This window comes from Fibrobacter sp. UWH5 (assembly GCF_900142505.1).
GTDB lineage: Bacteria > Fibrobacterota > Fibrobacteria > Fibrobacterales > Fibrobacteraceae > Fibrobacter.
In genome coordinates this window covers 94,790-112,236 of record NZ_FRBB01000001.1, presented here as the reverse complement: position 1 = coordinate 112,236, position 17,447 = coordinate 94,790, and the positions used below count along the sequence as shown (strand labels likewise).

20 protein-coding genes are annotated in these 17,447 nt (G+C 41.0%); 8 read left to right on the top strand and 12 right to left on the bottom strand.

What is annotated here, in order from left to right; translation table 11 throughout:
• Positions 1-225 precede the first annotated feature (225 nt).
• The 3 genes from BUB38_RS00520 to BUB38_RS00510 all read right to left on the bottom strand — a co-directional run bounded on the left by BUB38_RS00520 (position 226) and on the right by BUB38_RS00510 (position 2,366).
• Positions 226-654, bottom strand: a complete 429-nt coding sequence (locus BUB38_RS00520) for a putative toxin-antitoxin system toxin component, PIN family (protein ID WP_073155584.1) — start codon at positions 652-654, stop codon at positions 226-228.
• Between the two features lie 2 nt (positions 655-656).
• Entirely contained in the window at positions 657-1,211 is a 555-nt protein-coding gene (locus BUB38_RS15720) for a hypothetical protein (protein ID WP_083541815.1), read from the bottom strand.
• 318 nt (positions 1,212-1,529) lie between these two features.
• Complete coding sequence (locus BUB38_RS00510) at positions 1,530-2,366, bottom strand: tyrosine-type recombinase/integrase (protein ID WP_073155581.1); 837 nt, start codon at positions 2,364-2,366, stop codon at positions 1,530-1,532.
• 45 nt (positions 2,367-2,411) lie between these two features.
• Here BUB38_RS00510 and BUB38_RS00505 point away from each other — a divergent pair, with 45 nt between their 5' ends.
• From BUB38_RS00505 to BUB38_RS00475, 8 genes are all read left to right on the top strand, one after another.
• On the top strand, positions 2,412-2,840 hold the full coding sequence (locus BUB38_RS00505) for a hypothetical protein (RefSeq protein WP_073155578.1): 429 nt from the start codon (positions 2,412-2,414) through the stop codon (positions 2,838-2,840).
• A 187-nt stretch (positions 2,841-3,027) separates the two neighbouring features.
• Positions 3,028-4,110, top strand: coding sequence for an acyltransferase family protein (locus BUB38_RS00500; protein WP_073155575.1), 1,083 nt, complete (start codon positions 3,028-3,030; stop codon positions 4,108-4,110).
• A complete protein-coding gene (locus BUB38_RS16200) occupies positions 4,107-4,361 on the top strand; it encodes a hypothetical protein (RefSeq protein WP_175547621.1) in 255 nt (84 codons plus the stop codon). Before BUB38_RS00500 ends, BUB38_RS16200 begins: the two co-directional genes overlap by 4 nt.
• Before the next feature lie 100 nt (positions 4,362-4,461).
• Positions 4,462-5,469 (top strand): polysaccharide pyruvyl transferase family protein, encoded by a 1,008-nt coding sequence (locus BUB38_RS00495; protein WP_073155572.1) that lies wholly within the window; start codon positions 4,462-4,464, stop codon positions 5,467-5,469.
• A complete protein-coding gene (locus BUB38_RS00490) occupies positions 5,470-6,984 on the top strand; it encodes an oligosaccharide flippase family protein (RefSeq protein ID WP_073155569.1) in 1,515 nt (504 codons plus the stop codon).
• 168 nt (positions 6,985-7,152) lie between these two features.
• The gene (locus BUB38_RS00485) at positions 7,153-7,830 is read left to right on the top strand and encodes a DUF3800 domain-containing protein (protein ID WP_073155566.1); all 678 of its coding nucleotides are present in this window, start codon (positions 7,153-7,155) and stop codon (positions 7,828-7,830) included.
• Positions 7,827-8,987, top strand: coding sequence for a Coenzyme F420 hydrogenase/dehydrogenase, beta subunit C-terminal domain (locus BUB38_RS00480; protein ID WP_073155563.1), 1,161 nt, complete (start codon positions 7,827-7,829; stop codon positions 8,985-8,987). Before BUB38_RS00485 ends, BUB38_RS00480 begins: the two co-directional genes overlap by 4 nt.
• Positions 8,984-9,970, top strand: coding sequence for a glycosyltransferase family 2 protein (locus tag BUB38_RS00475; RefSeq protein WP_073155560.1), 987 nt, complete (start codon positions 8,984-8,986; stop codon positions 9,968-9,970). Before BUB38_RS00480 ends, BUB38_RS00475 begins: the two co-directional genes overlap by 4 nt.
• Here BUB38_RS00475 and BUB38_RS00470 read toward each other — a convergent pair.
• Genes BUB38_RS00470 through BUB38_RS00430 form a run of 9 tightly spaced genes read right to left on the bottom strand, consistent with a single transcriptional unit; the run spans position 9,963 to position 17,446 of the window.
• On the bottom strand, positions 9,963-10,883 hold the full coding sequence (locus BUB38_RS00470) for a LicD family protein (RefSeq protein WP_073155558.1): 921 nt from the start codon (positions 10,881-10,883) through the stop codon (positions 9,963-9,965). The two genes, BUB38_RS00475 and BUB38_RS00470, sit on opposite strands and share 8 nt — an antisense overlap.
• 18 nt (positions 10,884-10,901) lie before the next feature.
• Entirely contained in the window at positions 10,902-11,333 is a 432-nt protein-coding gene (rpiB, locus tag BUB38_RS00465; RefSeq protein WP_073155555.1) for a ribose 5-phosphate isomerase B, read from the bottom strand.
• Between the two features lie 13 nt (positions 11,334-11,346).
• Positions 11,347-12,063 (bottom strand): IspD/TarI family cytidylyltransferase, encoded by a 717-nt coding sequence (locus tag BUB38_RS00460; RefSeq protein ID WP_073155552.1) that lies wholly within the window; start codon positions 12,061-12,063, stop codon positions 11,347-11,349.
• A 23-nt stretch (positions 12,064-12,086) separates the two neighbouring features.
• Positions 12,087-13,145 (bottom strand): pyridoxal phosphate-dependent aminotransferase, encoded by a 1,059-nt coding sequence (locus BUB38_RS00455; protein ID WP_073155550.1) that lies wholly within the window; start codon positions 13,143-13,145, stop codon positions 12,087-12,089.
• 19 nt (positions 13,146-13,164) lie between these two features.
• Positions 13,165-13,380, bottom strand: coding sequence for an acyl carrier protein (locus BUB38_RS00450; RefSeq protein WP_073155547.1), 216 nt, complete (start codon positions 13,378-13,380; stop codon positions 13,165-13,167).
• On the bottom strand, positions 13,377-14,561 hold the full coding sequence (locus BUB38_RS00445; protein WP_073155544.1) for an ATP-binding protein: 1,185 nt from the start codon (positions 14,559-14,561) through the stop codon (positions 13,377-13,379). The genes BUB38_RS00450 and BUB38_RS00445 overlap by 4 nt, the downstream gene beginning before the upstream one ends.
• 48 nt (positions 14,562-14,609) lie before the next feature.
• Entirely contained in the window at positions 14,610-16,151 is a 1,542-nt protein-coding gene (locus tag BUB38_RS00440) for an HAD-IIIC family phosphatase (protein WP_083541814.1), read from the bottom strand.
• A gap of 1 nt (position 16,152) precedes the next feature.
• Positions 16,153-17,211: a 3-oxoacyl-ACP synthase III family protein gene (locus tag BUB38_RS00435; protein ID WP_073155542.1), complete on the bottom strand. Its 1,059-nt coding sequence runs from the start codon at positions 17,209-17,211 to the stop codon at positions 16,153-16,155.
• Position 17,212: 1 nt separating this feature from the next.
• Complete coding sequence (locus tag BUB38_RS00430; protein ID WP_073155539.1) at positions 17,213-17,446, bottom strand: acyl carrier protein; 234 nt, start codon at positions 17,444-17,446, stop codon at positions 17,213-17,215.
• Position 17,447 lies beyond the last annotated feature (1 nt).

The window sequence follows — 17,447 nt, the reverse complement described above, 5'->3', positions numbered from 1 at the left end:
ACAAGCCAAACCAGCGCAAGGTTCATCACAAAACACACAAATGTTCACCACTTGTCAAGATTTTTTTGCGTTCCCCGGCAGGCCGGGGCGGGCACTCGCGTTATAAAATTTTCGCTATCATCTAACCAGAACATCTTACGCGAAAATTTTTCCGTTCAGCCTCGCTTCACGAGTCCGAATGGCTTCGCCACTTCGATCCCTAACGAGAATTGCACAAAAGCCCAACTAAATAAATCCATCTCGATCAACGTCAAAATCCCGAGCAAACGCTTCTAGTGTTTTCAGATTTATTTTAGGAAAGCTTACATCTTTAAGTTCTCTAAAATGCGAATCGTCAGAAACAATGTAATCGGCTTGGCACGCAAAGGCGCAGTCCACAAACTTATTGTCGTCAGGGTCCTTCTTTATCAACCGCAACCTGAAAAACGGATCTTTTCGTACAACATTAGAAGAAAACTGAATCGTTCTCATAAACATGGTTGCAACAATGTCTGCAGCCTTCTGACGAAAGATTTCTTCATATTCCAATAGGATTTCTGTTGAAACGCAAAGTACATATTCTTCGTTCAGAAATTTCTTCCACAAAAAATGGTAGGGAGACTTACTACCAAGCATCTGCAGCATGGCATTCGTATCAATAACAATCTTTCGCATGACTACCCCCGATAAGGAGTACGAAGATGTTCTGTCTTCAGTTGATCCAGTTTTTCCTGGCCGAAAGATCCGTCTTCCCAACGCTTATCAAGCTCTTGTTCAAGACGTTCTGCATAAAAATTTTTAAGAAGTTTTGTCAACGCAGCCAACTCTTCTTCACTAGTAACGCTAGCGAAGGACTCAACTACCAGCATTTGAGCCGGATTCAGAGAAGCCAAAGTCAGTTCGTCAGTCATAAAAACTCCCGTTTGCTCTTGGCTAATATAGATATTATTCTGCATTTGTTGCATAGTAATTTTCCTTTCCGTTTTACAGGCGTGAACAAAAACGGCTTTACTTTGGTTAGACTGCACAAATATACACCAGCTTTGCGAGTTTGACAAGACACTTACAATAAATTTTTTCACTCTTCCGCAAATTCCCATTCCCGCCACCCCCGACCAGACTTGGGCTCCATATTTTTTACTACATTCCTGAATATGGCTACCGCAATCGAATTCGAGAACATCAGCAAGCAGTACCGCCTGGGCTTGGTAAGCACGGACACGCTCAGCCACGACCTCAACGATGGATGCTAAAGCGTCCGTAGCATCGGTTCAGCCATACAAATGAACAAGTTCATTTGTGCGGCATTCACCTCGCATACTTTCTGGCAGACCAAGATCTTGCGCCGCGAAGCCCCCCCCCCTCATTCGCGCCACAAGAGCCTCGGTTGCCGCAGGAATCGTCAAAGAATCTACAAAATCGCCAATATTTTAGCAATAATATTTTTTTTAGCAAGCATAACCCGATCAAAAGGATCATTATGAGGTAAAGCCTTCGCGGGCCTAAAAGAGGACATAGTTTCATTATACATATCCTTTTTCCTTTCCGTTTTACAGCCTATTAAATTTTTTCATTTCCTTGTCCAAAAATGAATCCACGTATTTCGCATAAATTAATGTTGTATCCAAGTTGCGATGACCAAGAAGTTTACTTGTCGCAGGCAGAGGAATCCCCAAAGAAATGCAGGTCGTGGCAAAAGTATGACGAGCCAAGTGACAGTGCAAATATTTTGTAAAACCAATTTTCTTTGCCGCACGACGCAAGCGCTTGTTAAAAGTCGAATTTTCAACTACATGAAATACGGGACCATTTCCATTTAATTGGCTTGGCAAGAGCAAGCGTGCCTGTACTGGTATTGGAATATACACAGACTCTCCCGTTTTCTGAGTCTGTTTACGAATCTTCCAATCAAAAATTTCGTTGCAAGTTAACGATTGCAAATCACTATACCGAAGTCCCGTAAAACAACTGAATAAAAATACCTTCACACATTCACACTCTTCTCTTGTAAGCAAGAACTTGTTATCCGAAAAGTTTAAATAGAGCATCTTCAATTCTCGTACAGTCAGGAAACCTCGTCTTGTATAAACCCGTCCAATCCTCACCCCCTTGAACGGATCATTTTCAATAAGGCCTTCCCTACGCAAACGATTTACGAAAATTCTAAAGACAGACAAAGCCTTCGTCACGGTTGCGGGTTTATTTCCCAACTCCTGCATATGGGCCTTAAATTCGCGAATCAATCTTTCATCAATTGCAGAGCAATCAAGTTCAGGAGAAAAATCATATAATTTTTTCAAATTCCACTGATAAGTTTCAATAGACGAATCCGTGAGTTCACCAGGGTTATTTTTTAAACTTTCCATTGCAGCATCATAAAAAAGCATAAAGCCTCCATTCTACCCCAAAAACATTTCAGGGACGAGCAAAGTTTGAAAAAAAATGATATCAACACAAATCCCGTTTTCAAAACTCCCGCAGAATACGTGAAGTTGCAGGACGCATACGTTGCTGAAAAGGGCATCCGCGTTGGTAACTGGAAGGAAATCGGTTACTTGATGCAGAACTCCTCTAACTACTGGTACTGCGATGCTTCTTCTGCATGCGACGACTCTAAGAATGCAAAGGGCTACGGTGCAACCGCTTCTGTTGCAGACAACAATTACGTTGGATACTGGACCGCAACAAACAAGGCAACCTTGAATGATTGCGCAGCAAAGCAAGATTGGAAGCTTGTTACTGCTCAGAATGGTTCTGCAGGAGGCATGGTTAAGTACGCTGCTACGATTCACGGATCTACTAGCGAAACTGATGACTGCGCTGTTCTCACCCCGAACTTCCTCAAGCTCACTACCAATTAATTTTTAAAGTTTGGGTTAAATTTGAAAAAGGTTCATCTCTTAACGAGATGAACCTTTTTTGTGGAGTTCCTGAGAAGTGTTCGGGATTTTAACTGTTCGTGTGCCTGACTTCGACACACTTTCCGCTAACAGAAAATGTCAATACGGTGCCGGTAAGCTACATTTAATGACCGACTGAGGTAATCTCATGGAAGCCAATAAAATAGATTACGCACTGACAATTGCAGAGACCAATATTGTAAAGAGTATTGCCATATGCGCAATGCTAATCCATCATCTATTCTATAGAAATCCTGAATACGGACATTTCTTTTTTAAAGCGGCACTAACAGGAAAAACCTGTGTTGCCATATTTTTGTTCCTATCGGGTTACGGTCTTTCAATTCAATATGAAAAAATCCAGGGGCATTCTACCAAAGAATCATTTGTAAAAACAATTCAATTTCTATGCAAAAGACTCATAAAATTTTTCTTGAGTTACTGGTTTATTTTTGTCATCTTCGTTCCCATCGGAGTTTTTATATTCGGCAGAACGCTACACACCGCTTACGGGAGTGATGCCGATATTTATCTATGTCTTTTTAAAGATTTCCTAGGTCTACAGGAACTGTCATCATACAATGCCACATGGTGGTTCAACCGGTTGATTATCGTTTCCTACCTCTTATTCCCCATCATTTTCTGGGCCATGCGAAGCAATGTGGTTTCCATATTGGTTTTATTCATTCTCTTTTTTAATCCATACCGAATGACAGCACCTTTGGAAAATCTCGCAGCTGGTTTATCCTCTTATGCCTGCACTTTTGCCATAGGCTCTTTTATCGCTATTCGCAAAAAGAGCATCAACACCATACTCAACAAAATCCCAATTCAATGCGTTGTTCCTATTTCCTTCTGCTTGGCATCCTTTTGCTTTTATGCTCGCAACAACGTTCTCTCCCTTTATTTTTACGGAAACACTGTTGATCCCTTTATAGCATTGTTCACTTGCTTAGCTGTCGTCAGCCTCTGCAGATGGAAAAAAGTTCAGCTTAGTTTTTTGTCTTTTGTCGGGAAACATTCAACAAACATGTATTTAACACACACCTTTATTCTCGCATATTTCTTTCACAATTTTATTTACGGCTTTAAACACCCTTTAGCCATTTTTGCAGTGCTTCTCCTATCATCACTCGCATTATCCGTGACAATTGAAAAGCTAAAAGAAATTTGCAAATTCTATAAGTTGCAAGAAAGTGTTCTCCATAAAGTTGAAAATTTTGCAAGGTGAAACATACTATCGCAAATGGTCAACAAACGTTCCCTCCTTCCTCAGGTCAAAACATCCGCATGACCGGCACTATTTTTCAGCTTGAAAAAGCCATCATATGGCTGCCTAACTTTGGGCGTTCCCCGGCAAGCCAGGGCGGGCTCTCGCGTTATAAAATTTTCGCGAACGCCGTGCCAGAACATCTTTTGCGAAAATTTTTCCGTTCAGCCTCGCGTCGCGAGTCCGAATGGCTTCGCCACTTCGATCCCTAACGCGCACGCTCTCTAAATCAATAAACAATTGCATTTTATGACATTTAACCGACGATAATAGCGGTGATATAATAAAAAAAGTGTGTATATTTGAGAGAACATGAAAATAGCGATTGTTACCCAACCCCTGTTTCAAAATTATGGAGGTATTCTGCAAAATTATGCTTTGCAGAAAGTTTTAAAGCAGTTGGGCCATCAACCAGAAACAATTGACCAACCACCATTGATCGCTCCACTATGGATGTTTTTTCTTTCTTGGATAAAAACAATTCTACTATTTTTCATTCCTGGAAAAAAAAGGAATTTCGCGAAAATTCCTTCCACAAAGAGATTGCCGTATTTCGAAAGTTTTATTTTAAAATATTTAAACACATCTAATCCTTCTAAGCATTTTTCCAAACGACTTATACGAGACAACCACTTTGAAGCTATTGTTGTCGGTAGCGACCAAGTTTGGCGTCCTAAGTACAACCATAGCATAGAGAATATGTTTTTAAAATTTACGGGTAGGCATTCAATAAAACGTATAGCTTATGCAGCATCTTTCGGTGTAAAAAAATGGGAATTCACCAAAATACAAACATTGAGATGCTCTAAATTAGTTAAATTATTTGATGCTATAAGCGTACGTGAAAAATCGGGAATAGATCTCTGCAACAAGCATTTAGGGGTTCATGCAGATTTAGTTCTTGATCCAACTCTTTTACTTGACAAAAATGACTACTTAAATCTTTGTTCAAACATTTCTGTTAAAAGCGAGTCCTACATTGCCGCATACATTCTAGATTTAAATGACGAAATAAAAAAATTATGCGAAGACGTTGCTACCGAGAAGAAAATACCGATTAAATATTTCTCAGCAGAAAAAAATGCGAAATATTCACTACAAGAATGGCTCGCATTGTTCCGGGACGCCTCTTACGTCGTAACAGACTCATTTCATGGGACAATCTTTTCCATAATTTTTGAAAAAAAATTTAATTGCGTCTACAATGACGATCGTGGCGCTGCCCGTTTTGAATCTTTGCTTAATTTGTATAATTCCGGAAAATTGGAAGAAATGCGTCAGTTCTCGCTGAATTGGCTGAAGAAAGCATTGGAATCCTAAATGCCAAAGTCTCAACTTAAAATAGGCGCACTTCTTTCTTATGTAGTTTTGGCCCTACAAAATCTTGTTGGATTAATCTACACTCCCTTCATGCTTCGCATGATGGGTAAGTCCGAGTATGGGCTTTATTCCATTGCTGCGTCCATTGTAGCCTATTTGACGATTCTTGATTTGGGTTTTGGGAACGCAATTGTTCGTTATACGGCAAAGTATCGGGCGGAAGGTAAACAAGAAGAACAGTATAAAATGTTCGGAATGTTCTTCTTGCTTTATTGTGGAATAGGTTTGATTGCTCTAGCTGCAGGTGGTGTTCTTTATTTGAATGCAGAGAATATCTTTGATGCATCAATGACTGCTTCTGAACTAGATCGTACAAAGCTTATTCTGTTGCTAATGGTTGCTAATCTTGCGATTACCTTTCCGTTCAGCTTATTTGGCTCTATCATTACCGCTTATGAACAGTTTGTGTTCCAAAAAGTTATTGCCATTGTCCGTATCGTATTGAATACGGCTACGATGATTGTCCTTCTGAACTATGGTTATAAGGCTGTGGCCATGGTTGTGGTGACTACGGTGTTCAATGTGTTGACCTTGGCGGCAAATTTCTGGTATTGTAAACATTACCTGAAAATCAAGGTTAAGTTTGGCCGATTTGAATGTGGTTTCCTTAAGGAGGTTTCTATCTATTCCCTGTGGATCTTCATGAACGCCATTATGGATAGAATCTATTGGAGTACCGGTCAATTTGTTCTTGGTGCTTTTGCAGGCACTGCAGTTGTTGCTGTTTTTGCAGTAGCCATCCAGCTGCAACATATGTATATGGCATTCTCAACGGCGATTAACGGTGTCTTGCTTCCTAGAGTTACTGCTATGGCTGTTAAAGATTCAGACGGCAAAGCGATTTCTGATTTATTTATCAAGACTGGTCGAATTCAGTATTGTGTCATGGCCTTGATTCTGTCTGGCTTTTTTCTTTTTGGCCGTCAATTTATCAATCTTTGGGCGGGAGAGGAATATTCCGATGCATATGAGATCGCCCTATTGTTCTTTATTCCTTTGACTGTCCCCTTGATCCAAAATCTTGGAATCACCATCTTGCAGGCCCGTAACCAGATGAAGTTTAGGTCACTACTATATTTGGCGATTTCTCTGGTGAGTTTGGGCGCTCAGATTCCTTTGGCTAAGTATTATGGCGGAATCGGCTGTGCTTGCGCTATCGCGGGAGCCCTGGTTTTGGGGCAAATCATTGTAATGAACGTCTATTACCAGGTCAAACAGAAAATCAATATTGTGGGATTTTGGATCGAAATTGCTAAAATGTCAATTGTTCCGGGTATGTTGACTGTGGGCGGATATTTTGCTTTGCAGCATTTTTATCTTAATTCTTGGGTATTGCTTGGCTTGGGTATCGGCGTGTATCTGCTTGTTTATTTACCCCTGTTCTTTGCGTTCTCTATGAACAAATACGAACAAGACCTAGTGCTGAATCCACTACGGAAACTGGTTAGGAAATAATTTTGTCAACAGTTGTTTGCAAAATGCTACGGATGTTATAGAAATCGTTGACGACAAGAAATTTTTATTATATATTAGTGATACTTGAGCTGGTCAATTGACCCAGGTTCAACCAAAACTGGCGGGCAGACTGCTCGCCTTTTTTGCGTGTATAGGAGAGGTTCGTTGATGGATTTATCTGTTTTTGTTGATGAAGCGGGAGATTTTGGACCTTGTGATTCCAGGTGTCCGTATTACCTGGTTAGTATGCTTTTCCATAATCAAAAAGTGGATATTTCCTCAGCAGTAACACAATTAAACGAAAACCTCGCTTACCTAGGATATGACGAAAAATTTGTGATTCACACAGCTCCGTTGATTCGAAGGGAAGAAATGTTTTCTTGCTTGAGTCCGAATGAACGTCGTGCACTTTTTTCAAAACTTTTTTTCTTTGCTCAAAAGGTTGATTTTAAGTACAAGATTTTTCGTTTTGATAAAAAGGTCGCAAAATCTTCGTTAGATTTACAGGCGAATATAGCACGAATCATATCACGTTTTTTTCGGGACAAATCCGATTTTTTTCAATCTTTTGATCGTATCTTATTGTATTACGATAATGGTCAACATGAACTGGCTAAAGTTCTGAATTCGGTTTTTGCAACAGAGTTTGATAACTTTGAAACAAAACTAGTATTGCCCAAGGATTATAAGTTGTTCCAAGTAGCAGATTTGCTTTGCACTTTACATTTGCTATCAATGAAGTGCGAGAACAATTCTTTGACAAAGTCAGAACTTTTGTTGTTTCATGATAGGCGTTCTTTGCTGAAACAGTTTATCAAACCATTGAAAAAGAAGGAACTTCAATGAGTATTCCAGCTACGAATTGTTCTTCTTGCGCTGCTTGCGCAAATGTATGTTCTCGTAATGCAATCTCCATGCAGTTGGATTCTGAGGGATTTTATCGTCCGCTGATTGACGCGGAAAAATGCATTCAATGTGGAGCCTGTGAACGAGCCTGTCCCTGGATAACAGATGTTCAGAATCCAAATGATTCTAGCAATTCTCCCAAAACAATGGCGGCCTACGCCAAGGATGAAAAAATTCGTTTGGCATCGTCAAGTGGTGGTATTTTTTCAATTCTTGCAGAAAAGATTCTTGATGATGGTGGCGTGGTTGTTGGAGTTGCGCAGTTGTCTTCCACAAAATTTGGCCATATTCTTGTAGATAACAAGGTTGATTTGGCAAAACTTCGAGGATCCAAGTATGTTCAGGCAGATGCCGGGCTGATTTATAAAAAAGTACGTTCTTTGCTGAAGGATGGTCGCAAGGTTTTGTTCTCAGGAACGCCTTGCCAGGTTGCTGCATTGTATTCAGTTCTTGGCAAAAGCAGGAACGAAAATCTCTGGACCGTTGATATCGTCTGCCATGGAACGCCTAGCGTGAAGGTTTGGGAAAAATTTGTGGATGAAATCGAACGAAGCACTAATGGCTCTGTGAAACAATCGTTCTTCCGAGACAAAAGACATGGATGGAGACGATATTCAATGACTAATGTCATTGAATACTGTTCTAGAGAACTTTTTCAAACACACACACACATGTCCAAAGACATATACATTCAAATTTTTTTACAGAATCTTTGTCTAAACAAATCATGTTCCGATTGCCATTACGGGAAAATTCCACGTATCGCCGATATTACACTTGGAGATTATTGGAATATCGCAGAGGTTCATCCATCAATGGATGATGACAAGGGAACTTCAGTTGTGTTACTGAACACGAAACACGGAGAAAATCTACTTGATCAATGTTCCAGAAAAATTGACTTTTGTATTTCAGATCTAAAAAGGGCTATTGAAGGAAATCCCTGCATCATTCATTCAAGTATTGAACATCCTAAACGTGCTGATTTTTTTAAAGATCTTGACTCCACTTCTTTAAAAAAGTTACTCTTTAAGTACCGAATTAAAACTACTTTACGCGAAAAAATTTGGAAATTATTTACATTATTGAAATCATGATCAAAGTTTCCGTCATAGTCCCCGTCTACAAGGTTCCCCTAGAGTTTCTTAGGGAATGTTTTGATTCACTTCTTGCACAAACAATGAAGGAATGCGAGTTCATCGTGGTCTCAGACGGAGCTCCAGACGCAGAATGTTCTGTATGCGAGGAATATGCAAAAAGAGATCCAAGATTTAAATTCTTCCGTAGAGAACATGCTGGAGTATCCGCCACTAGAAATTTCGGGATTAGCCAAGCTCAAGGCGAATATATAACATTTGTTGATTCGGATGATTGGATAGACAAAGACACTTGTCAATTAGTATACAAAGCAGCATGCGAATCTAAAACAGATATTGTTCTTTGGGAATGTGCAGAAACAAACATCAACAAAAAAGTCACCAACAGACTTTCTTATAATGCCAATAACAAAGAGGATATTCTCTCTCATATTTTTGTTCGAAGCAATTTCTCTGCGGCTCTTTCCCAATTAACTGTTTGCAAATTATATAAAAACAGTTTCTTAAAAAACAATAATATTCTATTCAACGAAAAATTACCCATAGAAGAAGATACTGTTTTTAATTTTCAAGCCTTAGAAAAAGGCTCAGCAACCGTTTTACACAGAACACTTTACTACTGGAGAAAACACAACGATTCTTCATGCCACAAATACCGAGAAGATATTTGGGCTATTTTACATAAAGCAATGTTATGCTACAAAGAAATTGCTCCGACATACAATCAACAAATTTCAAATGCAACTTTAATAGCATTTTACGAATGCTGGGGAAAATGTTATTTTAATAAAAAAAACACCAAAAGTGTTAAAGAAAAGGTCAATGATGTCATTTCTCTATGGCAGTCAAAAGACCTTCAAGATTTACTTCTTGATTTAGATTTAAAAAAACTATCTCGTTTTTATCAAGTAGAGACCTGGTTTTTACAACACAACATTTTTCTTCCGCTTTGGTTGCATGCCATAAAGAATCGTTTTATTTAATTTCTACTGATTCTTTCAAATATTCTAAATAAGACTTATCTGTATCAAACAGCATAGTTCCGTGACAATTCGGTTCTTTAGCAGGCTGTTTCCATTGTTCTCCATAGGTTGCTTTTAAAACCCTATCGAAACCGTTCATTACAGGAACTTTTATGTATTCAAAGGGTTCATACCTAACTGAGCCAAAGTCTTCATTATAAAAATCATCATACATATTTGTAAAGACAAAAACTTGACTTTGTTTCGTTTTATTTCTGTTATATATTTGAGAAATACGAGTCATCTTTTTATAAAAAAAAGATTGTAGTTTCACAAATAGCGGCGAGAACAATTTGTGTATTACCTTTTTAGGAATTCGAGAAATTCCCTCTGCAGGGAAATACCTTGTAGAGAAAAATGCAAAACCCCACGTCAAAGTACGATACAGAGAACCCCTTTTCTTTTGAAAAAACTTCTTAGATTGTGCATCTGACAAATTATCCAAGGGAAAAATGTCTATTGAGATTCCCTGATTGTATGAAAAAACTCTATTTATTTCCAAAGCAGTTGTTGCACTATTACGAAGTTTTGCGCAACCAAAAACAAGCTCTTCTCCAGAATCAGATTCCTGAAGGAAATAAGGTGCATTAAACTCTCGGGGAGCAACTTCACACAAAATTTTATAATCTTTACGAGACATGATAAAATCCATGTCATCGTCCCAAGGAATAAACCCCTCATGGCGCATAGCGCCAAGCAGAGTACCTGAAATAGCATAAATATTCAACTTATGTTTTTCACAAACTCTAAGCAGTTCTTGAGCTAAATCCAATTCAACCGCCCAGACTTTTTTCATATCTGTAGAAATGGTATAGCCGTTACGTGTTTCCGTTTCAAGAAATTCTTTTGGTGGAGGATACTTTAATTTTACCATAAAAATCGACCATTTTCGTTATTCAAACATATCTATTCGAATTTTATGCTTTCCGCCCATAAAATTAGTATCAAGAAAAATTTCTGTAATCCGTTCACAAAGATCAAAACTGATAATACGAGCTCCCATACAAAGCACATTAGCATCGTTATGAAGTCTAGTAAACTCTGCAGATTTGGTATCGCCACATACTGCTGCACGAATGCCCTTCTGCTTGTTGGCCATCATGCTCATGCCAATGCCGGTGCCGCAAATCAGAATGCCTGTATCCACGCGACCGCTGGCCACTTCTTCGCAAACCTTCTTTGCGTAAATAGGATAGTCGACGGCATCAGTGGAATCAGTACCCACATTTACGATTTCATAGCCTTTGGATTCCAAATACTGAACGAGAAGCAGTTTGTATTCTACACCGGCGTGGTCCGCGCCAATTGCAATTTTCTTAATCATGTGAATTCTTTGATTAGGAGTTGAACAATTCTTCGTCACTAAACTTCATCAAGGACTTGCAAAGAGGTATGTCTTCCTTGCGGGTAATCTTGATATTGTTAGTGAACCCCTTTGAAAAGTAAATGCGTTCACCATAGTAGGTGCAAACTAGGTCCGCGTAAATAAAGTCATGTTTGTTTTCAGCTTCGGCTTTTTCGTAAACAGTGCGAATGAGTTTGTAGTTGTACGCCTGAGGAGTTTGTACTCGCATAATGGAATTTCGATCTAATTGCTCTATCCCACTCACGCCATCTTCTGTAAACAGAACCGTTTCATGGCACGGAATAGACAAGGAGGCGTTTCCCTTCTCGTGAGAAACACGAAGCATGTCGTCGATGGCCTGGGGAGGCAATATGGGGCGGGCTGCATCGTGGATGATGACTTGATCGTCGTCGTTCAGTTTGTCTTTCAAAAAGAAAATGCCGTTGCGAGAGGAATCGTGACCGGTAGCACCACCTTCGACAATGTACTTTACCTTGGGTACCTTGAATTCGTCCAGAATTTCTTTCAAGTGTTCGATCCAGTCCTTGATGCAAACGATAAGTATTTCGTCGATGCTATCGTGCTGCTGGAATTTTTCCAAAGTGTGAACAATGACGGGCTTGTCCATCAGGGAAAGAAATTGCTTGGGCATGGCTCCGCCCATACGGGTTCCGGAACCACCAGCCAGAATAATAGCTACATGCTTCATTGATTATTCCTGTGCGTTGAGAATTAGGCTACGTCGATCGCGACCAATTCCTTCATAAAGAGTTCCATGTATTTCTTGTCCCAAATGGTAACACGAAGGAAGCCTGCAGAATCGCCCTTTCCGCAAAAAATCAGAATACCCCGATTTTTCAGTTCTTCTGTAATTTCTTCGGCGGTCTTGTGTTTTGGGGTGATGCAAATAAAGCAGCCTTCAGTGGGTATGAAGGAATAGCCGATTTCCTTTAGAGCGTTCAACAGGTAGGCCTTGCCACCTTCAAACTTTTCGGTCAGTTCCTTCACCACGCGGTCGTAATTGGCAACCATTTCCTCGGCGACAGCCAAAGCAACTGCGTTCACGGTGTAGTGAGGCTTGTAATTGCGGATGTACTGTGCGTTTTCTGCAGTAGAAATGACGACGCCGATACGGAGACCAGGCATGGAGAGCATCTTGGAGAAGGTGCGGAGGATGACCAGGTTATCATATTCCTTCAGAAGGTCAATGGACGATTCCTTGTGGAAAAGGTAATAGGCTTCATCTACGATGACCATTGCATTGTGAGCCTTAGCCTTGTCCAGGACCTTGCGGATTTCTTCCTGGGTGTATGCGTTGCCGATAGGCATATTGGGGTTCACCAAGGATACCAAACTGGTGTCGTCATTAATTTCGGCCAGGAGTTTGTCGATGTCGAAGGAGAAATCTTTTTCGTAGTGAACGAACTTGGTATTCATTCCCTGCATGTCGGCGTAGACCTTGTACATGCCGAAAGTGGGGGTCACGCAAATCAAGTCCTTACCCGGCTCGCCGAAAACCTTGAGAACATAGCCCATGGCAACCACGCTGCCATCAGTGAGAGCGATGTTTTCTGCCTTCAGTCCGATAACGGCTGCATAGTCTTCCGTCAGCTTAGATTCTTCGGGATAAATGGAAAGGTATTCTGGAGTCACCTTGCTCATGGCCTTGTCGAAAAGCCACTGAGGAATTCCATCGGGATTTTCGTTTTGGTCAAGTCGTACATACTTGCCGCGTCCTTCAGGTTGGCCATAACGGAAGAAATTCTTGATAATCGGATTAACGTAATACATTCAAAAACGGTCCTTCAGCCTATTTCCCTTCCACAATTTTCAGCGCTGCACCAAAGTCTACCATCTTTTCCATTTCTTCAGGTTCCAAGGAAATGCCGAACTCACCTTCGATGGCGATAATCAGGTTCAGGTGCTTGATAGAATCCCAGGCTTCGCAGTTGGACTGGGAAACATTTTCATCAATGTCAGAAACTTCCAGAGTTTCCTTGAAAATATTCAAAAGCTTTTCTTTCATACACTATTTCCTTCTTCATAAGATAACAGCAAGGAACTAACGGATCGAAAATTGCAACAACGAACTCCCTTGAAATTCTTCAGATTTTCACCAGAATAAACAAGATTCTTGTTCAGAGTTTCAAATCCCGGCAACTTAGCGAGTTTTTCCATATTCTTAAAGTAATCAGAATTCACGCTAGAAGCAGACTTGATCTCTACAGCGTTCCACCTTTCATCAACTTTAAAGAGCATATCTACTTCAACGCCAGTATCAGTCCTAAAGTAGAAAAACTCCGTCATTTTATTTTCATTATACGCAGTTTTTACCACTTCCAGCACAACAAGGTTTTCAAACAGATTTCCAAGTAACGGATCTCTTGAAAGCTGCTGCGTATTTTCGATGCCAAGAAGCATTGTTGCAAGCCCGGTATCTGTAAAATAGATTTTCGGGGACTTGATTAGTCGCTTGCCGAGATTTCCAAACCAAGGCCGTAATTTAAAAATGATATTTGACGTTTCTAGCAGGGAGACCCACTCGCCAATGGTCTTGTTCGAAACGCCAACGTCACCCGCCAAGGCGGATGCATTAAAAACTTGTCCGATTCGCCCTGCAAGTAATTTGACAAATATTTCGAATTTGTCAAAATCTTTGATTCTCATTAGGGAACGCACATCCCGTTCTACGTACGTTCTAAAATAATCCCTGTAGTAGACTCCGGGGGCAATGCCACTATCATAAATTCTAGGCATTCCTCCCCAAAGGAGATTTTCATCACGACTCTTATCGATACCCGCTTGCGCTAGTTCTTTCAAAGACAACGGCAATAATGTCAACAAGGCGGTTCGCCCCGCAAGAGACTGCGTCACTCCCTGCATCAAGGAAAGCTGCTGACTTCCCGTTAAAATAAAGTTGCCGTTTTTTCCAAGATTATCGCTCAGCACCTGTATTTCACTCAGCAGGTCTGGACAATTTTGTACCTCGTCTATAATCAGGGGTGGCGGATACGATTCAAAGAATCCCTTAGGGTCCTCTTTTGCAAAGCGCCGCGTTTCTAGACGTTCCAAATTGACATAGGAATAGCTAGGGAAGGTCTCCCTAACCAAGGTTGTCTTACCAGACTGTCTTGGTCCAATTAAGGTGACAATCGGGTAGACTTCTGCCATTTTTTTTAAGGATTCTGTCAAATCACGATGAATCATGCCCTAAATATACCTATTTTCACGTAATTTGGGAGTTGCAGGTAAAAATTACGTAAATTTCAGCTGGTATAACGACTCATTTTCACATTTTTTTAGCGTACTAAAACCGACTGTCTCATAAAAATCAGCCACAGAACCATTCTTCAACGTCTTAACATAGCTGGCGCGGACGTTTTTCACCCCAGCAGCCTGCAGTTTATCAAGAATAGCCTTCATAAAGGTGTTCTCGATCTTTCGGCCAAGAATTCGGCAACTCAAAAAGAGATTGTCGATAGTCGCAGCCTCTCCAACAACACTGACTACAGCAGCGCCGGTCATGCCGCTATCCCCAAACTTATCCTTTACGGAGAGGGAGAACACCTTGCCGCCAGAAGCCATAACATCGGCGATTTCCAATTCCGTGTAGCGCTTGCCGGTCAGATTGAACTGATTGGTCTTCTGGCTCATCTGGGCGATGCGCGGAAAATCCGATTCATCGTTCACACGAATGGTTGTTTCGATATTCAGACTCTTGATGAAATCGTCAATGTTTGTAAACTGAGTCTGCAATTGGTGTCGTTCTGCATTGGCCTTGTACTGCTGGGTCTTTTCACGATCTTCCGCTCGGGCCTCATAAATCTTGAAATACTGATTCTTGAGATCATTAAAGAAAACCGGCAGGGCGTAGGGAGCTGCAGGGAATTCCGGAACTACAACTTCGGGAATCATGGAAGCCACAAGTTCTCGCTCCGTAGGAGAATCATCCAGGAAAACCACGCTATCCAAGCCGATATTCAATTCCTGAGCCAGTTCACGAATGTTTGTAGCCTTGTCCGTCCAGTTAATTCGCCAGGCAGCAAAATGTTCCTTGTGCAGAACCTGATCACGACTCTGTTCAATAAAGTCCCATACATCGGATTCGTTGTTCTTGCTGCAAATTGCAAGAATTACTCCGCGCTTCTGCAACTCCAGAATCTGTTCCTGGAAAAAATGAAAAGCCTTGCCAGGATAGTCCCCGCCAATTTTCAAATGTTCCGGGCCATCTTCGCCAAGGATTCCACCCCAAAGGGTGTTATCCAGATCCAGAATCAAGCATTTCTTTGCGGTCTTTACCGTAGCTTCTTTTTCTGCAGCAAACCACTTTCTAAAGGAGCCAGCCAACTTCGGACTAATGGCCGCCTGGGACATAAAGTAGAATTTCCAGTCCACCAAATCTGCCTGGGCGTAACGATTGCAGAACCCAGTAAAATCCAAGATTTTTACATTGGAATTTTTCGAGGCAAAGTTCACCGCAAACGCATTAAAATCAGCAATCGCCTGCGCCACAGAAAAATCCGTAATTTCATTCTTACCGCTAAACAAGTCCACCAAAGTAAACACATACAGAGGTTTCGTTGAAGGCAACTGGGAATGAATAAAACTCAGGCGTTCCGCATAGCTATTAATTTCTTTAGCGGCAGCCAGTGCATCAGCCAAAATTGGTGCTGTATAAAACCATATATAGGAATCCGCTTCCACTTCGGGAAGGTTCAGTTCTTCATAGCCGGAGTAGCTATAGCCAGCTCCACCAAACAAAAGTTCTGCAGTTGTATTCCTAAAAATATGAGTCATACTAATATTCAACCAATTCGGAAATTTTCGTTTTCTCTAAACTCAGCCAGGCGGTTCCCCAGGAAAGCCCGGAACCAAATCCTGAAAAAAGAACGGACTTACGAGCAGAGAACTTTTCCTTATCAAACAGTTCCGATACAATAGTCAACGGCACAGACGCAGAGCTTGTATTGCCAAAACGGTCCAAGGAATACGGCGTCTTTGTTGCAGGGACTTTTAGATGCTTGCTAAAGAAATCCGTCATGAATTTATTGGCCTGATGGTAGATCAACAAATCCACATCATCAATGGTCTTATCTAAATGCTTCAGCAAATCACGAATGTCAGAAGGTACTGCTCGAATGCCGAAATTGAAAACCTCCATTCCGTCCATGCGCAAGGTTTCACCATTCTTGATGTTACCGAGTTCGTCTTCAACTTCTTTCAAACCCTCTTCGCAGCTGGGATTGCGATAGCCTCCATAGGGCATTTTCAGCACGTCCATCTTACTGCCGTCGGAATTCAAGGAAAATGCAGCAGCACCAAATTCACCCTTTTCAATAAGGGTCGCAGTACCTGCATCACCAAACAGCGGCACCGTTGCACGGTCTTTCTGGGAAATCGTCTTGGACATGGTTTCGCCTACCAACAACAGGGCTTTGCGGATACCAGGATTTTGCATAAAAGCAAAGCTCGTTGCCAAGCCATAAACGTAGCCGGAACAAGCCAAGTTCACATCAAAGGAAAGTACCGATGTAGAAAGTCCCAAACGATGAGCTAGGCTTGGCGCAGTGGCCGGCTGCCTGTAATCAGGAGTCTGGCTCAAGAAAATCACAGCATCGATTTCAGCAGGATCAACATTATTATCGGCGAATAATTTTTCGGCAGCCTTACAGCACAAGTCAGAAGCGCAAACGCCTTCATCTACATAGCGTTTTTCCTGAATGCCAATATAGCCTAAAGTACGCTTCAATTCGTCTTCATTCAGGAATCCTGCCAAATCAGAATTCTTCATAACGCGTTTCGGCACACATGCCGCCACCGCAGAAATCCCGATGTTATTATACTCTAAAATCGCCATACTAGGATTTCTTTTCCATAATCAAATCATAAAGTTCTTGAATAGTCTGCACCTTACGAAATTCATCACTAGAAAGAAGAACCCCAAAGTTTTCTTCAATCACAGTAATCACAAGCAAGGCAGTCATAGAAGTCCAACCAGAAAGATCATGGAATTTTGTTTCTGGAACAAAAGTTGTTTCAGAAGGGTCCACAAACTGTTCAGCAAACAATGACACAAACTCATTAATATTCATA

Bases quoted from the DNA above. Each gene is read 5' to 3' on its own strand.
- BUB38_RS00520 (WP_073155584.1), bottom strand. From the start codon at position 654: ATGCGAAAGATTGTTATTGATACGAATGCCATGCTGCAGATGCTTGGT.
- BUB38_RS00510 (WP_073155581.1), bottom strand. From the start codon at position 2,366: ATGCTTTTTTATGATGCTGCAATGGAAAGTTTAAAAAATAACCCTGGT.
- BUB38_RS00500 (WP_073155575.1), top strand. From the start codon at position 3,028: ATGGAAGCCAATAAAATAGATTACGCACTGACAATTGCAGAGACCAAT.
- BUB38_RS00495 (WP_073155572.1), top strand. From the start codon at position 4,462: ATGAAAATAGCGATTGTTACCCAACCCCTGTTTCAAAATTATGGAGGT.
- BUB38_RS00490 (WP_073155569.1), top strand. From the start codon at position 5,470: ATGCCAAAGTCTCAACTTAAAATAGGCGCACTTCTTTCTTATGTAGTT.
- BUB38_RS00485 (WP_073155566.1), top strand. From the start codon at position 7,153: ATGGATTTATCTGTTTTTGTTGATGAAGCGGGAGATTTTGGACCTTGT.
- BUB38_RS00480 (WP_073155563.1), top strand. From the start codon at position 7,827: ATGAGTATTCCAGCTACGAATTGTTCTTCTTGCGCTGCTTGCGCAAAT.
- BUB38_RS00475 (WP_073155560.1), top strand. From the start codon at position 8,984: ATGATCAAAGTTTCCGTCATAGTCCCCGTCTACAAGGTTCCCCTAGAG.
- BUB38_RS00470 (WP_073155558.1), bottom strand. From the start codon at position 10,883: ATGGTAAAATTAAAGTATCCTCCACCAAAAGAATTTCTTGAAACGGAA.
- rpiB (WP_073155555.1), bottom strand. From the start codon at position 11,333: ATGATTAAGAAAATTGCAATTGGCGCGGACCACGCCGGTGTAGAATAC.
- BUB38_RS00460 (WP_073155552.1), bottom strand. From the start codon at position 12,063: ATGAAGCATGTAGCTATTATTCTGGCTGGTGGTTCCGGAACCCGTATG.
- BUB38_RS00455 (WP_073155550.1), bottom strand. From the start codon at position 13,145: ATGTATTACGTTAATCCGATTATCAAGAATTTCTTCCGTTATGGCCAA.
- BUB38_RS00450 (WP_073155547.1), bottom strand. From the start codon at position 13,380: ATGAAAGAAAAGCTTTTGAATATTTTCAAGGAAACTCTGGAAGTTTCT.
- BUB38_RS00445 (WP_073155544.1), bottom strand. From the start codon at position 14,561: ATGATTCATCGTGATTTGACAGAATCCTTAAAAAAAATGGCAGAAGTC.
- BUB38_RS00440 (WP_083541814.1), bottom strand. From the start codon at position 16,151: ATGACTCATATTTTTAGGAATACAACTGCAGAACTTTTGTTTGGTGGA.
- BUB38_RS00435 (WP_073155542.1), bottom strand. From the start codon at position 17,211: ATGGCGATTTTAGAGTATAATAACATCGGGATTTCTGCGGTGGCGGCA.
- BUB38_RS00430 (WP_073155539.1), bottom strand. From the start codon at position 17,446: ATGAATATTAATGAGTTTGTGTCATTGTTTGCTGAACAGTTTGTGGAC.